This is a genomic window from Chitinolyticbacter meiyuanensis (genome assembly GCF_008033135.1).
In the GTDB taxonomy this organism is placed as follows: domain Bacteria; phylum Pseudomonadota; class Gammaproteobacteria; order Burkholderiales; family Chitinibacteraceae; genus Chitinolyticbacter; species Chitinolyticbacter meiyuanensis.
Map to the genome: position 1 here is coordinate 3,830,154 of NZ_CP041335.1, position 16,473 is coordinate 3,846,626.

Sequence of the window (16,473 nt, forward strand, 5' to 3'; positions counted from 1 at the left end):
GCTCCATGTATCTGACACAAAAACTCGCCAGCTCGGCACTGGGCCAGGTATTGGCCGGGCGCACGCTCACCGATGCACTCACGGCCACCTGGCAGAACCAGCCGGATCTGCGACCGCAGCAACGCGGCGCCATCCAGGACCTGTGCTACGGCTCACTCCGCCACCTCGGCTTGCTGGAACACGTGTTGAGCCAGCTGCTGCGCAAGCCGCTGTTCGAAGAGGAACTGCGCACGCTGTTGCTGGTGTCGCTTTACCAGCTGCATTTCACCCGCGCCGCGCCCTACAGCGTGGTGGACCATGCAGTGAAGGTCGCCACCCATGTCGGCACTGGCGGTGGCAAGGGCCTCGTCAATGCCATCCTGCGCAACTTCCTGCGCAACAAGGATGCCCTGCTCGGCAATGCCAACCGCACCGAGCGTGGCCTGTGGTCCCACCCGGCATGGTGGATCAATGCGCTGCGTGAGGCGTACCCATCGCACTGGCAGGCCATTCTCTCCGCCAGCAACCTGCACCCACCGCTCACGCTGCGGGTAAACCGACGCCGCGGCAGCGTCGACGACTACCTGAAGCGGCTGGCAGAAGCGCATATCGCGGCCAGCCCGCTCGACGACACCGCCATCAACATCCACCGCCCGATCGGTGTCGACCAGTTGCCGGGCTTCATGGAAGGCGATGTCTCGGTACAGGACTGGGGCGCGCAATATGCGGCGCGACTGCTCGACGTTCAGGATGGCCAGCGGGTGCTGGATGCGTGCGCGGCGCCCGGCGGCAAAACCGGGCACATCCTCGAGCTCGCCGAAGTGGCGCTCACCGCAGTCGACAGCGACGCCAAGCGTCTGTCGCGGGTGCGGGACAACCTGAAGCGGCTCGAACTGCAGGCCGACTTGGTCGCCGGGGATGCTGGCGCGCCGGAGGGCTGGTGGGATGGCCAGCCTTTCGATCGCGTGCTGGCCGATGTGCCGTGCTCGGCCACCGGCGTGGTGCGCCGCAATCCGGACATCAAATGGTTGCGCCGCCCGGAAGACTTCGCGGGCTACGCCTGCCAGCAGGCAGAGATGCTCGACGCGCTGTGGCCGCTCGTGGCACCGGGGGGCAAACTCCTTTATGCTACGTGCTCCATCTTTCCGGCCGAGAATGCCGAGCAGGCGCGCGCCTTCGGGTCGCGTCATGCCAATGCGCAGCGTCTCGCCCTGCCCGGCGATGTGCCGGACGATGGCCAGCTTTTGCCCACGCCCGAGCATGATGGCTTTTTCTACGCCCTATTCGAAAAGACTGCCGAACCCGCTGCCTGATCACGCAGCGCGCGTGCTCGCCTGCCTGCTCGGCGTGCTGCTGGCCTTGCTGCTTGGCCTGCCCGCCGTGGCGCAGGAACCGGGCATTCGCGCCCGCGATGCCAGCTTCGAATATGCCGGTGATCATATCGAGCTTGCCGCCCGCTTCGACGTCACGCTCAAGCCGGGTCTGGAAGAAGCGCTCGCCAACGGCTTCTCGCTGCCGTTCAGCTATGAATTCCAGCTCACCCGGCCGCGGCTGTCCGCATGGTGGAACAGTGTCTCCAACTGGTTCGATCCCACCGCGCGCCTCAACTATCGCCTGTCCTACCACAACCTGTCGCGCCAATACCGCCTGCACCTCGGCAGCTTCTACCGCAGCTTCGCCACCTTGTCCGAAGCACTGACTGCGCTCGGCGTGGTGCGTAGCTGGGAAGTGCTGAACGGCAGCGACCTCGCACGCGACAAGGAACCGATTGCTGGCCGGGTACGGCTGCGGCTCGATGTGTCGCAGCTACCCAAGCCGCTGCAGCTGTCCGCACTGGGCAAGGACGATTGGGTGCTGTCCTCGCCGTGGGTCGACCTCAAGCGCACCGAGCCGGTGCCGCAGGCGGCCGAGGAGAGCGCGCCATGAGGCGGGCGCTGATCATCGTCGCCTCGCTCGGCACCATCGTGCTGTTCCTGCTCGCCACCGCGGCCGGCAAGACGTCGACCTTCGCCGAGTACTACGACGAGCTGCTGATCCTCAATGCCTTGCTGCTGGCTGGCCTGCTGTTCCTGGTCGGTGCCCGGCTGTGGGAGCTGGTGCGCAAGGTGCGCGCCAAGGTGTTCGGCTCGCGCCTCACGCTGCGCATGGTGCTGATGTTCGCGCTGGTCGCCGTGCTGCCGGGCACGCTGGTGTACACGCTGTCGGTGCAGTTCCTCAACAAATCGATCGAGAACTGGTTCGACGTACGCGTCGACAACGCGCTCGATCGCGGCCTCAATCTGGGCCACAACGCCATCGACTACCAGCTCGGCGATCTCGCCCGCAAGGCCCGCGTGGTCGCGCTCGACATCCACGACGACAGCGGTAGCGAACTGCTCAATCGCCTGACCCGCTATCGCGAGCAGCTTGGCGTGCAGGAAATCTCGGTGTTCGACGACAGCGGCACCACCATCGCTCACATCGGCAACGAGAACGCCGGGTTGTTCCCGGATCTGCCCGACCGCACCATCCTGCGCAACGCTGGCCGCGAGCCGGTAAAGCGCCTGGAAGCGCTGTCCGGCAGCGCGCTGACGATGCGCGTAATCGTGCCGATCGCCGGCGGGCGCTGGGGCAGCAAACAGCGGCTGCTGCAGATCATCCAGCCGGTGCCCGAGCAACTCGCCGCCGACGCCGAGCTGGTCGAGCAGGTACGCAGCGACTACAAACAGCTGTCGCAGTCGCGCAGCGGCCTCAAGCTGGTGTACACGCTGACGCTGACGCTGGCGCTCTTGATGGCCTTGCTCGGCGCACTGGCGCTGGCGATTTATCTATCCGACCGGCTGGCCGCACCGCTATCGATGCTGGCCCGGGCGACGCGCGCAGTGGCGTCGGGCGACTTCACCCAGCAACAGCCAGTGATCAGCCGTGACGAGCTCGGCATCCTCACCCAGTCGTTCAACCGCATGACACGCCAGCTGGCCGACGCCCGTGCCTCGCTGGAACAGCACCAGACCGAACAGGCCGCCGCCAACGCCTACCTGCAGGCCATCCTCGGCTCGCTGTCCGCCGGCGTGCTGTCGTTCGACGAGCATTGGCAGCTGGCATCCAGCAACCAGAGCGCGCAGCGCATCCTCGGCATCGATCCAGCTGCGCTCGTCGGCCAAGCGCTCGAGCAATGGCCAGAGCGCTACCCGGCGCTCGCCGGCTTCTGTGCCTCCATCACCGCTGGCTTCGCTCAGGACGACGAGCACTGGCAGCGCCAGGTGGAAATCGCCGATACCCGTGCGCTGAACGTGCGTGGCACGCCGTTGTGGGTGGAGGACATCGAGGCCAATCGCGGTTTCCTCGTGGTGTTCGACGACATCACCGAGCTGATCTCGGCGCAGCGAGATGCCGCCTGGGGCGAAGTGGCGCGCCGACTGGCACACGAGATCAAGAACCCGCTCACGCCGATCCAGCTTTCGGCCGAGCGGCTGGAATTCAAGCTCGCCGACAAACTCGACGAGGCCGGTGCCGAGCTGTTGTCACGCAATACCCAGAACATCGTCAAGCAGGTACAGGCACTCAAGCAGATGGTCGACGCCTTCCGCGATTACGCGCGCAAGCCGACCGGCAAGAAGAAGGCGCTCGACCTGCAGCAGCTGCTGTCCGACGTGCTAGTGCTATACGAAGCAGCGCCCGTCACGCGCATCGATCATGCGCGTGCGCCGCTCACCGTCGAGGGCGACGCAACCCATCTGCGGCAGGTGATCCACAACTTGTTGCAGAATGCGCAGGATGCCTTACAAGGCTGCGAGCCGAGGGACGGTAGCCTACAGATTTGCGTGCGCACCGAGAAAGCCGATAAATTTGCCCGGCTCACGGTGGAAGATAATGGGTGCGGCTTCCAAGCCGACATCCTGGCTCGGGCATTCGAGCCTTACGTCAGTACCAAGCAAAAGGGGACAGGGCTGGGGCTGGCGATCGTGAAAAAAATCATCGAAGAGCACCGGGGCCGCATTACGGCCGGCAACCGGGAAGAAGGCGGCGCCTACGTACGGATCGAACTGCCGCTCATGGAGGGATGTGAAGTTGCATAGTCAGGATATTTTGGTCGTCGACGACGAGATCGGCATTCGCGAATTATTGTCGGAGATCTTGCAGGACGAGGGTTACAGCGTGGCGCTGGCGGAAAACGCCGAGAAGGCGCGCCAGCTACGCAATCAGGCCCAGCCACGGCTGGTGCTGCTCGATATCTGGATGCCCGATACCGATGGCGTCACGCTGCTGAAGGAGTGGGCCCGCAATGGCCAGCTCACCATGCCGGTGGTGATGATGTCGGGCCATGCCACCATCGATACCGCAGTCGAGGCCACCCGCATCGGTGCGCTCGACTTCCTAGAAAAGCCGATTGGCCTGCAAAAGCTGCTGGCCGCGGTCAAGCGCGCACTGACCCAACCAACCAGCGACAGCCGCCCCAGTGCGCCGTCGTTGTCGCGGCTCGGCGAGGCCGAAGCAATCAAGGAGCTGGCCACGGCGCTCGACGCCGCAGCTGGGGCGCAAGGCGCGCCCATCCTGCTGCTCGGCTCGCCCGGCGTCGGTTTCGAGCATTGCGCACGCTACCTCACGCCCCCGGGCCGCCCCTTCGTCGCCCCGTTGTCCAACGAGGACTACGTGATCGCGCCACAGGAGCTTGCCACCAAGGCAGCCGGCGGTACGCTGTTCCTGCGCGACCTCGCCTATCTGGATCGCCGCGCCCAGGCCGGGCTGAAAAGCATTCTCGCCAAGCTCGAGCGCAACAAGGTGCGCCTCGTCTCGGCCTCGAGCCGGCCACTCGACATGCTGGCCGCCAGCGTCGACCCTGAGCTGCTGAAGGCGCTATCGCAATTAATCGTACCGGTGCCGTCACTCGCCGAGCATCGCGAGGATATCCCGCGCATCGCCGAGGCGCTGCTGGTCGAGGCGGTCACCGCCAACAAACTGGGTCCGCGCCGTTTCAGCAATGCCGCACTGCAGCTCCTAGCGCGCCAGGAATGGCCGGGCAACCTCGACGAGCTCGCCAATGTGGTCAAGAGCCTGGCGCTGACCGGGCGCGACGGCGAGATCGACCTTGCGCCGGTGTCGCGCATCCTGTCGCAGTTCACGCCAAGCGGGGTGGCCCCCGTGCTGCCGCCATCCAGCGACAGTGGCGCGCCTGCCAGCGTGGACATGGACCTGCCGCTGCGCGAAGCACGCGACCAGTTCGAGAAATACTATCTGGAACGCCAGATCGAGCTCTCCGGCGGCAACATGAGCCGGGTCGCCGAGCGCATCGGCCTGGAGCGCACCCACCTCTATCGCAAGCTCAAGCAGCTCGGCATCACCATGCCGAAGAAGCAGCGGCCCGTCGAAGAGAGCTAAGGCGGGCGCGCCGTGGCCAACATCCTCATCCTCGGCGCCGGGCGGGTAGGCAGCTCGGTCGCCGAACAACTGGTCCACGAGCGCTATAACGTCACGCTGGTCGACGACAATCCGGCCAACCTCAAGCCATTGCAGGACAAGCTGGACCTGCGCACCGTGGTCGGCCACGCCACCAGTCCGGTCACGCTGGAGGCAGCCGGCGTGCGCGACGCCGACCTGCTGCTCGCAGTCACGCCCAGCGACGAGCTCAACCTCGTCGCCTGCAAGATCGCCCAGCAGCTCTACAACGTGCCGACCCGGCTCGCCCGCATCCGCAACCAGGATCTGCTCACGCACGACTCCCTGCTCGGTGAAGGCGGCTTCGGTGTCGATCATGTGATCACGCCGGCACAGATCGTCACCGACTACCTCGCCGCGCTGGTGCGCACGCCCGAAGCACTGCAGGTGCTCGACTTCGCCGACGGCAAGGCACAGCTGGTGGTGGTGCGCGTCGATCCCGGCGCGCCCATGGCCGGCAAGGCGCTGGCCCGACTGGACGAAGTCCTGCCGGACAAGGATCGACGCATCGTCGGCATCTACCGGCGCAACCGCTACATCTATCCGGATGGCGAAACCGTGCTCGAGGTCGGCGACGAGGTGTTCGCCCTTGCCGCCCGCCAGCACATCCGCGCCGTGATCGGCGCGCTGCATGGCGAGGAGAAGCGCGCCCGCCGCATCACCATCGCCGGTGGCGGCAATGTCGGCTACCGGCTCGCCGCCGAGCTCGCCGGCGAGGTGCAAGTCAAGCTGATCGAGAACAATCGGGCGCGCGCCACCTGGCTGGCCGAGGCACTGCCGGACGTGCTGGTGCTGGCCGGCGAAGCCACCGACGAGGCCTTGCTCGAAGCCGAGCAGATCGAGCGCGCCGACCTCTATCTCGCGCTGACCAGCGACGACGAGGACAACATCATGTCCGGGCTGTTGGCCAAGCAGATGGGTGCGAAGAAGGTGATCTCCATCATCAACCGCTCGCGCTATGTCGGGCTGCTGCAAGGCAGCCGCATCGATGTGGCCATCTCGCCGGCGCAGGCCACCATCGGCTCGCTGCTTGCCTTCGTGCGCCAGGGTGACATCGTCGCCGCCCACAGCCTGCGCCGTGGGACCGCCGAGGCGCTGGAGATCGTCGCGCATGGCAGCCGCACCACCTCGCGCATCGTCGGCCGGCGCGTGGCCGAGCTGCACCTCCCGGCTGGCATCTACTTCGCCGCGGTGGTGCGTGGCGACGAAGTGCTGATCCTGCATCACGATACGGTGATCGAGGCGGAGGACCACGTCATCGTGTTCGTCGACAACAAGCGGCGCATCCGCGAAGTCGAGCAGATGTTCGCCGTCAAGCTCGGCTTCTTTTGATGGCCCGGCGCGACGGAGGCGCTCCGCTGCGTGGCGTGCCACTCCGGGTGTTGCCGGTGGTGAACGTGCTGGCGTGGGTATCGGCGATCTTCTCGCTGACCATGCTTGCGCCCATCGTCCTCGCCTGGTGGGGCAACGATGCCGGCTTGCTGCCGCTGCTCGACTCGCTCGGCGGCCTGCTGCTGGCCAGCCTGGCGCTGATCGCGGCCACCCAGCGCTATCAGCGCGAACTGGGCACGCGCGACGGCTTCGTACTGGTGGTGGGGCTCTGGACCATCCTGCCCGCGGTCGCCGCGGTGCCGCTGCTGCTCTACCAGCCCTCGCTCGGCTATACCTACGCCTATTTCGAAGCGATGTCCGGCCTCACCACCACCGGTGCCACCGCGCTGAGCGGCCTCGACCAGTTGCCGGCCTCGATCAACCTGTGGCGCCACCTGCTGAGCTGGCTCGGCGGCATGGGTATCCTGGTGCTGGCCGTGGCGATCCTGCCGCTGCTGGGCGTCGGCGGCATGCAACTGTTCAAGGCCGAGACGCCGGGGCCAATCAAGGATGCCAAGCTGACGCCGCGCATCCGCGAAACGGCGCGCAACCTATGGCTGATCTACACCGCGCTCACTGCGGTCTGCGGGCTGTTGCTCTACTACCTTGGCGGCATGAGCGCGTTCGACGCGGTCTGCCACGCCATGTCGACGCTGAGCCTCGGCGGCTTTTCCACGCGCGATGCCAGCGTAGGCCACTTCGATTCGCCGCTGATCGAGATCATCCTGATCGTGTTCATGCTGATCGCGGCAACCAACTTCGCCACCCACTACCTGGCGTTGACCGGTCGGCGGCTCTCGGTGTATTGGCGCGATTCCGAGTTCAAGGCCATGCTGCTGCTGGTGACAGCCAGCACGCTGGCGCTGGCGGCGGTGCTTTACGTGCACGCGATCTACCCGGACTACGGTACCGCGCTGCGCCATGTCGCGTTCAATCTCGTCTCGGTCGCCACCGACTCGGGCTTTGCCAGCGTCGACTTCGGCCAGTGGCCGATCGTGGTTCCGCTCGCCATGTTGCTGCTGTCGAGCGTGACCGCGTGCGCCGGCTCGACCGGGGGCGGCATCAAGATGATCCGCACGCTGGTGCTGATCCGCGAAGCCGGCCGCCAGTTCACCACGCTGCTGCATCCCAATGCCGTCCGGCCATTGAAGGTGAACGGCCTGTCGCTGCCCGGGCAGGTAGTGTTCGCGGTGCTCGGCTTCATCTTCCTGTACTTCATGAGCATCACCGTGCTCACCTTTGTGCTGTTGCTGTCGGGGCTGGATTTCGTCTCCAGCTTCAGCGCCATCGTGGCCTGCATCAACAATGCCGGGCCTGGGCTCGGCGTGGTCGGCCCCGCGTCCAACTATGGTGTACTGAGCGAATTCCAGGTATGGGTCTGCTCGTTTGCCATGCTGCTGGGCCGGCTGGAAGTGTTCTCGGTACTGGTACTGCTGACACCCGCGTTCTGGCGCAACTAGCCACTGCATCCGCCACCCCCCAATGAAAAAAGCCGCCTGGATGAGGCGGCTTTTTTCGGCTTTGCGCAGCGGCTAGTCGGCCATCTCGACCCGACCGCGACCCGAATGCTTGGCGCGATAGAGCGCCTCGTCCGCCCGCAACACCAGTGCGCGACCGTTCTCCTCGGCGCCGAGCATGGCCACGCCGGAAGAAAAACTGACGTCGATGCGCTGGGCGTGATGCATGAACGGCGTCTTGCCAGCCACGAGCCGCATCCGGTCGACCACGAAGCGGGCGCCGTTGATATCGGTTTCCGGCAGCAGCAGCAGGAATTCCTCACCGCCATAGCGCACCAGCATGTCGCTTTCCCGCAGTACCGCACGGGCCAGATTGGCGACATGCACTAGCACCTGGTCGCCGACCAGATGGCCGAAACGGTCGTTGATCTGCTTGAAGTCGTCGAGGTCGAACAGCACCACCGACAACTTGCTGCCAGCGCGATGCGCGCGCTTCACTTCACGCGCCAGCAGATGATCAAGCCCTTGGCGGTTCAGCGTGCCGGTCAGTGGATCCTGCTCCAGCAGCTTGCGGTTGAACGCGAGGTCTTCCTCGATGCGCTTGACCGAATCGCGAATGGTGGAAATGTCTTCGTGCGATGCGGATACCGTGGCGTGCAGCGTATGCGTCGAGCTGATGATGTCCTCGAGTAGGCCAGCCACGGTGGCGCTGGTCTCGCCCATTTCCGCGGTGGGCTCGAAACCGGTCCGCCGCGCATACTGCAATTGCCCCAGGCTCGTCGCCATGCTCTGGCCGCTCTCGGACAACGATTCGAGCAGGCTGGCCGTGGTATCGGCTGCCTCGGCGAGCGCATCGTCCAGCCGGCACAGCACCTGCCAGGCATGCTGGAGCTCGTCGCTGTTCTTGGTTTCCGGCGACTTGATGGTGACGATGGCGTTATAGAATTGCGCGTAATTTTCCGGCGTCGGCGCAAGGCCGCGTTCGGCCAGGCGCTTGAGCGCGATACGTGCGATCTCCACCGGATTAACCGACGGCGTGGGTGAGGTCATGAAGGGCGAGGTTGTGATGTAATGGGCACGGATTAAGCAAACGATTCTACGCAAGCCCCCGGGCCACGCCAAGCCGTTCCTTGTAAGAATTCCTTTCGTTACAAACAGATAAAGCCATTATGCATATCCACATCCTCGGAATCTGCGGCACCTTCATGGGCGGCATCGCCGCGCTCGCCCGTGCCGCCGGCCACACCGTCACCGGCTGCGATGCCGGGGTCTACCCGCCGATGTCCACCCAGCTCGAGGCGCTCGGCATCGAGCTGATCGAAGGCTGGGGCGTGGAGCAGCTCACGCTGCAGCCTGACCTCTTCGTCATCGGCAACGTGGTACGGCGTGGCAACCCGCTGATGGAGGAAATCCTCAACCGCGGCCTGCCCTACACCAGTGGCCCGGAGTGGCTGCGCGACCATATCCTGGTCGGGCGCTGGGTGCTCGCTGTTGCCGGCACCCATGGCAAGACCACCACCACGTCGATGCTCGCCTGGATCCTGGAAGATGCTGGCCTCGCGCCGGGCTTCCTCGTCGGTGGCGTGCCGGAGAACTTCGGCATCAGCGCCCGTCTGCCGGGCACGCCGCGCCAGGATGCGGCCAGCACCTCGCCATTCTTCGTGATCGAGGCCGACGAATACGACACCGCCTTCTTCGACAAGCGCAGCAAATTCGTCCATTACCGGCCACGCACCACCATCCTCAACAACCTGGAATACGATCACGCCGACATCTTCCCTGACCTTGGCGCGATCGAAACCCAGTTCCATCACCTGGTGCGTACCGTGCCGGGCAACGGCCGGCTGATCGCCAACGGCCGCGAAGAGAGCCTGACCCGCGTGCTGGAACGCGGTTGCTGGAGCGACGTGGAGCGCTTCGGCGGCACCTCCGGCTGGCAACTGGGTATGCAACATGACGATGGCTTCGATGTGCTGCTGGATGGCGAACAACAAGGCCGCGTGCGCTGGTCGCTGCTTGGCGAGCACAACGCTCTCAACGCCATCGCCGCCATCGCCGCTGCCCGCCATGTCGGCGTCACGCCTGAAGTCGCCATCGATGCGTTGTCGCGTTTCGAGAATGTGAAGCGCCGCATGGAGCTGAAGGGCGTGGCCGGCGGCATCACCGTCTACGACGATTTCGCCCACCATCCCACCGCCATTGCCACCACCGTGGCCGGCCTGCGCCGCAAGGTCGGCAACGCCCGCATCCTGGCCGTGCTGGAGCCGCGCTCCAATACCATGAAACTTGGCACGATGAAGGACGCATTGGCGGCCTCGCTGGCCGATGCCGACCTGGTGTTCTGCTACAACGGCAACCTCGGCTGGAACCCGGCCGAATCGCTTGCACCGCTGGGGGACCGCGCCCAGACCCACGACGATCTGGATGTGCTGGTCGAAGCCATCGTTGCCGCAACCCATGCCGGCGATCATGTGCTGGTGATGAGCAACGGCGGTTTCGGTGGCATCCACGGCAAATTGCTGACAGCCCTCACCCATCAAACCGCGTAAAGCCGTCGTGCCGACGCCCGCCGAGCGGTGGGTGCTTACCAAGCAAACGACAAAAAGTTTCAACACCAGAAAGTTTTTTTGACACCCGGCTTGGACCCCCGAACAATCGATGACAAATCATCGAGGCGCCGTCGCGCCCATACTCAGGGGGAAACCATGAAATCAACGCTGCTCCGATTCACCCTGGCCGCTCTGGCAAGCGTGTTCTGTCTTGCGCAGCCGGCACGAGCCGCCGAGCAATCGGCGCTCGACGATGCCTATACCGCGGCAGCGAAGGTGGCGCAGCATGGCCCGGCACATGTGGTACTGGCCGACCAGGCCGTGCTCGACCTGCCCAAGGGCTATGCCTTCGTGCCCAAGGCCGAAGCCGCACGCATGCTCGATGCGATGGGCAATGTGCCGGGTGACGATCTGCTCGGGCTGGTGTTGCCCGAGTCAGACCAGGCGAACTGGTTCATCGACGTCAGCTTCGAGCGCGCCGGTTACATCAAGGATGACGATGCCAAGGACTGGGATGCCAGCGAGCTGCTGACCAGCCTCAAGGACGGCACCGAGGAAGGCAACAAGCAGCGACGCGAGCGCGGCATTGCGGAGTTCGAGGTGATCGGCTGGGTGGAGAAACCGGCGTACAACGCCGCCAGCCATCAGCTGGTCTGGGCCGCCAATATCCGCAACAAGGATGGGAAGGCCAGTGATGAGCAGGGCGTGAACTACAACACCTACGCGCTGGGTCGTGAAGGCTACATCAGCATGAACCTGGTGACGGGCATGAACAGCGTGGAAGCTGAAAAACCGGAAGCACAACAGCTGTTGGCCGCCCTAGCCTTCAACGACGGCAAACGCTACCAGGATTTCAACGCCGACACCGATCAGGTGGCCGAGTACGGCCTCGCCGCCCTCGTCGCCGGTGTCGGCGCCAAGAAGCTCGGCCTGTTCGCGCTGCTGGGCGCCTTCTTCGCCAAGTCGGCCAAGCTGATCGCGCTGGGTGCCGTTGGCCTGTTCGCCGCGGCCAAGCGCTTCTTCGGCAACAAGGACGCATAAACGCAGGGCGCGGGCTCACCCACGCCGCATCACCACCAGACGGGCTCGGGCTCCAGCGGCACGCCAAAGCGTGCCATCACATCAGCCTGCACCGCCTGCGTGAGCGCTGCGACGTCGGCCCGTGCGGCCCCACCGTGGTTCACCAGTACCAGCGCCTGCTGCTGATACATGCCGACCGGGCCGAGTCGCCGGCCCTTCCAGCCCGCCTGTTCGATCAACCAGCCGGCAGCCAGCTTGCAGCACCCCTCGCCCGCCGGGTAGGACACCAGCGCCGGATGCTCGGCCAGCAGTGCGTCGCGCTGGGCCATCGGAATGATGGGATTCTTGAAGAAGCTGCCGGCGTTGCCGATCACTGCCGGGTCCGGCAGCTTGCGACGGCGCACGTTGATCACCGCTTGTGCCACGCCCTGCGGCGTGCGCGGCAAGGCAGCAGCAGTCAATTCCTGCTCGATATCGCCATAGCCGGTGTGCAGCGTCACCACCTTGGGCAGGCGGAACACCACCTCGCCGATCAGCCAGCGATCGGCTTCGCCGTGCTTGAACACACTGTCGCGGTAACCAAAACGGCAATCAGCATTGCGAAACACGCGTGATCCGCCGTCGTGCAGCGAATGGGCCGTCAGCTCGAACAGCGTGTCCTTGACCTCGACACCATAGGCGCCGATGTTCTGGATCGGCGCGGCCCCCACGGTGCCTGGGATCAGCGACAGGTTCTCCAGCCCTGCCAAGCCCTGCGCCAGCGTCCATTGCACAAAGTCGTGCCAGGTTTCCCCACCGCCCGCAGCCACGTAGACCGCGTGTTCGTCCTCGCCGACGATGCGCCGCCCCGGCAGTGCCACGCGCAGCGCCAGCCCGGTCACCACCTCGGGCAGCACCAGGTTGCTGCCACCACCGAGCACCCGCCATGACATTGCACCAAGCGCCGAATCCGCGCGTAAAGCCACCACATCGCTGGCCACCGTGATCTCCGCATAGTGCGCGGCGCGCGCAGCCAGCCCCAGTGTGTTGCGCGAGGTCAGATCGATATCGGTGAGGACTTGCGGCATGGAACGCTCCGGCGAAAGCGCGATTATCAGCGATCCGCCGTCTGGGCGCACCGGGCAATAAAAAACCGGCACGGTGACCCGTGCCGGTTTCGTCGCTACTGCAACGCCTGGACTTACGGCAACGCGTTCAGCGCAGCCTTGGTCGGCTTCGAGAAGTTAAAGCCGTCCGTGCGATCCCAGTTGATCGACCACGTCATCACACCACGGTATGTCGGGTACGCCTGCTTCGGCTTCACCGTGCCGCAGTTCTGCAACTTGGTCAGGCAGTTCAGCGCGCTCGACACCGTCGCCGAGGTCACGAAGCCGGTGTTGGCCGACCGCGAGCCGCTCGGTACGCCGAATGCCACCTGATCCGGACGCAGGCCCTTGAACTCCCAGCCCGTGCCGCCCACCGTCTTGAAGCCTTCGATCAGCATCAGCGAACCACCCACCAGCGCATCCACGGTGCCTTCGTTCAGTGCGCCGTTGGCGTACGGGCTGTAGAGGCCGCCGTTGTTGTAGTACTGCACGTGGATCATGTTCAGGTCGTCACGCAGACCGTCGATGATCGGCAGGTAGGCGCCCCAGATGCCCGAGTAGGCGACGTAGCCACCCTGCACGTACGGGTGTTCCGGTGCCATCGACAGGTAGAACGTCGGGCCGACCTTGGCCTTCAGTTCCTTCATCGCGGTGATCAGGTTGTTGATGATCGGGGTGCCGAGCACCACGCCTGCGCCGCTTTCCAGGTCGAGGTCGATGCCATCCAGGCCGTACTTGTTGATGATGCCGTGCAGGCTGTTGACGAAGTTGGTCACGTTCTCGCGGGTGTTCAGCGTCATCCGGCCTTCCTGGCCACCCAGCGACAGCACGACCTTCTTGCCCTTGGCGCGCTTGGCGGCGATGTCGGCGATGAACTCGGCCTCGGTGCCGCCGTTCGGGTCCAGCGTGAAGGTCACTGCACCGTTGCCACCGTCTTCACCGAACGACAGCATGATCACGTCCCAGTCGTCCGACACGTCGCGGATGCGGATGGTCGGGCCCGACGGGTTGGTGAAGTTGTGCCAGTAGCCAATCAGTGCGTGCTTCGGCAGACCGTCGGCACCAGGGATCGGGGTCGGCGTGACCGGCGTCGGGGTAACCGGCGACGGCGTCACGGTCGGGGTCACCGGAGTCGGGGTGCTGACAACCGGCGTCGGCGTCGGGGTGGCCGGCTTCGGCGTCGGCGTAGCCGGGGTGCCGCTACCGCAGTTGCCGAGGTTCTTCCACACGCCCCACTCGTCGGTCGGGTTCGGGGTGTTGTTCTGGCTCCACCAGCGCGCCTCGTAGTTCACGCCGTTGTAGGTGACGCGCTGGCCACCGGTATAGACCGCGGTGCTCGACCAGGTGGCGTAGCAGCTGGTCGGGGCCGGCGTCGGGGTGCTGACCACCGGGGTCGGCGTGGCGACAACGGGGGTCGGCGTGGCCGGGCGCGGTGTCGGGGTGGCAGGCGACGGGGTCGGCGTGGCCGAGCTGGTGCCGGTTTCCTTCCACAGCGTCGGGGTCGAAGCCGGGTTCCAGTTGGTGCCGACGTAGGCGGTGTGGGTGACGAGGGCTTGGTAGTCCTTGCCGTTATAAGTCACCACAGTGCCAGCAGTGTAGGTGGTGCCTTCCTGCCAGGCCGGAGCGGCGTGGGCAGCGAAGATACCGCAGCTGACGACGAGCGCGGCCAAGAGCCGGCTCACGCGGGGCGTGAAACGTACTTTCATTGCACATCCTCCATCCATGATTTGGACTGTTATGAACTGAAGACACGCCAGCTTCGACGCATCTGTGTAGTGCCTGTTTACGCCGGCTTGTAAGCTCTGTCAATCGACTACAAAACGATTGTGTATAAGAAAAAACAATGCGGTTTGTGCCCCCTCCGATCATCCGGAAAAAGCAGCCGCTCACCAGAGAAAACCTGGCCCGGATTGCGCTGGACCAGGTCCGTGCAGGTCGGCATGTAAGGCCACTGCTTTCAACGCACCGACGAGCGCCGCTCAGCGCGGCGCCCGTCGCGACTCATCAGAATGCGTTGAAGATCTTGCTGAAGTCCCACTGGGCTTGTGCGATGCCGCTGCACTGCCAGTTGGCGGTGGAGTTGCCGGCGCAGTTGCCGTTGTCACGGCCCAGCGACCAGAACGCCATCATCGCCATGCCCTGCTGCTTGCCGAAGTCACGTACCTGACGCGCATCGGCCAGCGTGAACACCTCGGCCGGGGTGTCGTTCTGACCGATCATCGCGGTGGCGCTCATCATGCCCCAGTACTGGGCATCGGTCTTGCCAGGCCACAGTGCCTTGATCTGGGCATGTACCCCTTGCAGCGCCTGGATCGAGCGTGCGCCCATCTGGTTGCCGGAAACGCCATCGTAGTAATCCATGATCATCGGATTGACGATGCCCACTTCCACGCCGGCCGCCTTGGCCGATTGCAGCACGTAGAGGTTTTCGGCGTTGAAGCCACCATTGGGGTTGACCGCCAGCGTGTAGGAGATCACGGCGTTCTTGCCCTTGGCCTTGAAGCGATCCTGCAGGATCTTGATCGCGGCATTGCGGCGATCGACCAGGGCGACTTCCAGGTTGTTATTGCCCGGGGCGTTTTCCGGATCAAGGTCGAGGCGGTTGGTGCCGAAGCGTTCCAGCACGTTCTCGTACACGGTGGCAATCGCCGCCGGGTCGGCGCAGCTGCGCACGATATCGCTGGCGTTCCAGCCACCCGAAGCGACGATCACGTTGCCGCCGAAGTTCTTCAGTGCGTTGGCCTGGCTCAGCACCGTGCCTTCGCCGGCCGGCCAGCCACCGTTGCACCCGCCAGCCGAGTTGTAGAACGCCAGCGTGACATAACGGCCACCGGTGGCTTGCGCCCAGGCAGACAGGTCCATTGCGCCGCTGACATCGATGTACGGCGCGAAGCGGTATGCGCCGGACGGCGTCGGCGTCACCGGCGTGACCGGGGTCGGGCTCACCGGCGTCGGAGTCGGGCTGACCGGGCTCGGCGTCACCGGGGTCGGCGTGCCGCCGCCACAGTTGCCGACATTCTTCCAGACGCCCCAGTCACCCGATTGCGCCGGGTTGTCGCCCTGCGTCCACCACTTGGCCTCGTAGTTCACCCCGTTGTGGGTGACGCGCTGGCCGCCGGTGTAGACATTGCCTGCAGCCCAGGCGGCGTAGCAGGTGGTCGGTGCCGGGGTCGGCGTGGCCACGACCGGTGTCGGGGTGGCGCCCACCGGGGTGGGCGTGGCCACGACAGGCGTCGGCGTCGGGGTGGCCGGCACCGGAGTCGGGGTCGGATTGGTGCCGGTGGTGGTGCCCAGATCCTTCCACAGCGTCGGGGTCGCTGCCGGGTTCCAGTTGGTGCCGACGTAGGCGGTATGGGTGACCAGGGCCTGGTAATCGTGGCCGTTGTAGCTCACCACGGTACCCGCGGTGTAGGTGGTGCCTTCCTGCCATGCCGGCGCGGCATGAGCAGCCATCACGCCGCTGGCGAATACAACGGCGGCCAGCAGGCGCATCAGGCGCGTGGGTTGGTGTTGCATTGCTTCTTCCTCCATCTCATGGTCTCAGACGAAATCCCGGCCGAGGCAACGCTCGGCACCAGGATGCGGTCGCGCCATGGC

12 protein-coding genes are annotated in these 16,473 nt (G+C 65.3%); 8 read left to right on the forward strand and 4 right to left on the reverse strand.

Going from position 1 to position 16,473, the window contains the following annotated elements; all coding sequences use genetic code 11:
- Positions 1-5 precede the first annotated feature (5 nt).
- The 6 genes from rsmB to FLM21_RS18305 are packed head-to-tail and all read left to right on the forward strand — an operon-like array spanning position 6 to position 8,225.
- Positions 6-1,292, forward strand: a complete 1,287-nt coding sequence (rsmB, locus tag FLM21_RS18280) for a 16S rRNA (cytosine(967)-C(5))-methyltransferase RsmB (RefSeq protein ID WP_148716945.1) — start codon at positions 6-8, stop codon at positions 1,290-1,292.
- A complete protein-coding gene (locus FLM21_RS18285; RefSeq protein WP_187359983.1) occupies positions 1,240-1,905 on the forward strand; it encodes a DUF4390 domain-containing protein in 666 nt (221 codons plus the stop codon). Before rsmB ends, FLM21_RS18285 begins: the two co-directional genes overlap by 53 nt.
- The gene (locus FLM21_RS18290) at positions 1,902-4,037 is read left to right on the forward strand and encodes a sensor histidine kinase (RefSeq protein ID WP_148716947.1); all 2,136 of its coding nucleotides are present in this window, start codon (positions 1,902-1,904) and stop codon (positions 4,035-4,037) included. Before FLM21_RS18285 ends, FLM21_RS18290 begins: the two co-directional genes overlap by 4 nt.
- The gene (locus FLM21_RS18295) at positions 4,030-5,337 is read left to right on the forward strand and encodes a sigma-54-dependent transcriptional regulator (RefSeq protein WP_148717601.1); all 1,308 of its coding nucleotides are present in this window, start codon (positions 4,030-4,032) and stop codon (positions 5,335-5,337) included. The genes FLM21_RS18290 and FLM21_RS18295 overlap by 8 nt, the downstream gene beginning before the upstream one ends.
- A gap of 12 nt (positions 5,338-5,349) precedes the next feature.
- Positions 5,350-6,726: a Trk system potassium transporter TrkA gene (gene trkA / locus FLM21_RS18300; protein WP_148716948.1), complete on the forward strand. Its 1,377-nt coding sequence runs from the start codon at positions 5,350-5,352 to the stop codon at positions 6,724-6,726.
- Positions 6,726-8,225, forward strand: coding sequence for a TrkH family potassium uptake protein (locus FLM21_RS18305; RefSeq protein WP_187359984.1), 1,500 nt, complete (start codon positions 6,726-6,728; stop codon positions 8,223-8,225). The genes trkA and FLM21_RS18305 overlap by 1 nt, the downstream gene beginning before the upstream one ends.
- 72 nt (positions 8,226-8,297) lie before the next feature.
- Here the strand turns inward: FLM21_RS18305 and FLM21_RS18310 are convergent, their stop codons facing one another.
- Positions 8,298-9,272, reverse strand: a complete 975-nt coding sequence (locus tag FLM21_RS18310; RefSeq protein WP_148716949.1) for a GGDEF domain-containing protein — start codon at positions 9,270-9,272, stop codon at positions 8,298-8,300.
- A gap of 116 nt (positions 9,273-9,388) precedes the next feature.
- Between FLM21_RS18310 and mpl the strand changes: the two genes are divergently transcribed.
- Positions 9,389-10,771, forward strand: coding sequence for a UDP-N-acetylmuramate:L-alanyl-gamma-D-glutamyl-meso-diaminopimelate ligase (gene mpl, locus FLM21_RS18315; protein ID WP_222846873.1), 1,383 nt, complete (start codon positions 9,389-9,391; stop codon positions 10,769-10,771).
- A gap of 156 nt (positions 10,772-10,927) precedes the next feature.
- Complete coding sequence (locus tag FLM21_RS18320) at positions 10,928-11,812, forward strand: DUF2167 domain-containing protein (RefSeq protein WP_148716951.1); 885 nt, start codon at positions 10,928-10,930, stop codon at positions 11,810-11,812.
- A gap of 29 nt (positions 11,813-11,841) precedes the next feature.
- Here FLM21_RS18320 and murB read toward each other — a convergent pair whose 3' ends face one another.
- The 3 genes from murB to FLM21_RS18335 all read right to left on the reverse strand — a co-directional run bounded on the left by murB (position 11,842) and on the right by FLM21_RS18335 (position 16,392).
- Positions 11,842-12,858 carry a UDP-N-acetylmuramate dehydrogenase gene (murB, locus tag FLM21_RS18325; RefSeq protein WP_148716952.1) on the reverse strand — a complete coding sequence of 339 codons (1,017 nt, stop codon included), beginning with the start codon at positions 12,856-12,858 and terminating at the stop codon, positions 11,842-11,844.
- Between the two features lie 113 nt (positions 12,859-12,971).
- Positions 12,972-14,582 carry a chitinase gene (locus FLM21_RS18330; protein ID WP_148716953.1) on the reverse strand — a complete coding sequence of 537 codons (1,611 nt, stop codon included), beginning with the start codon at positions 14,580-14,582 and terminating at the stop codon, positions 12,972-12,974.
- A gap of 298 nt (positions 14,583-14,880) precedes the next feature.
- Positions 14,881-16,392, reverse strand: coding sequence for a carbohydrate-binding protein (locus FLM21_RS18335; RefSeq protein WP_148716954.1), 1,512 nt, complete (start codon positions 16,390-16,392; stop codon positions 14,881-14,883).
- Positions 16,393-16,473: the final 81 nt, after the last annotated feature.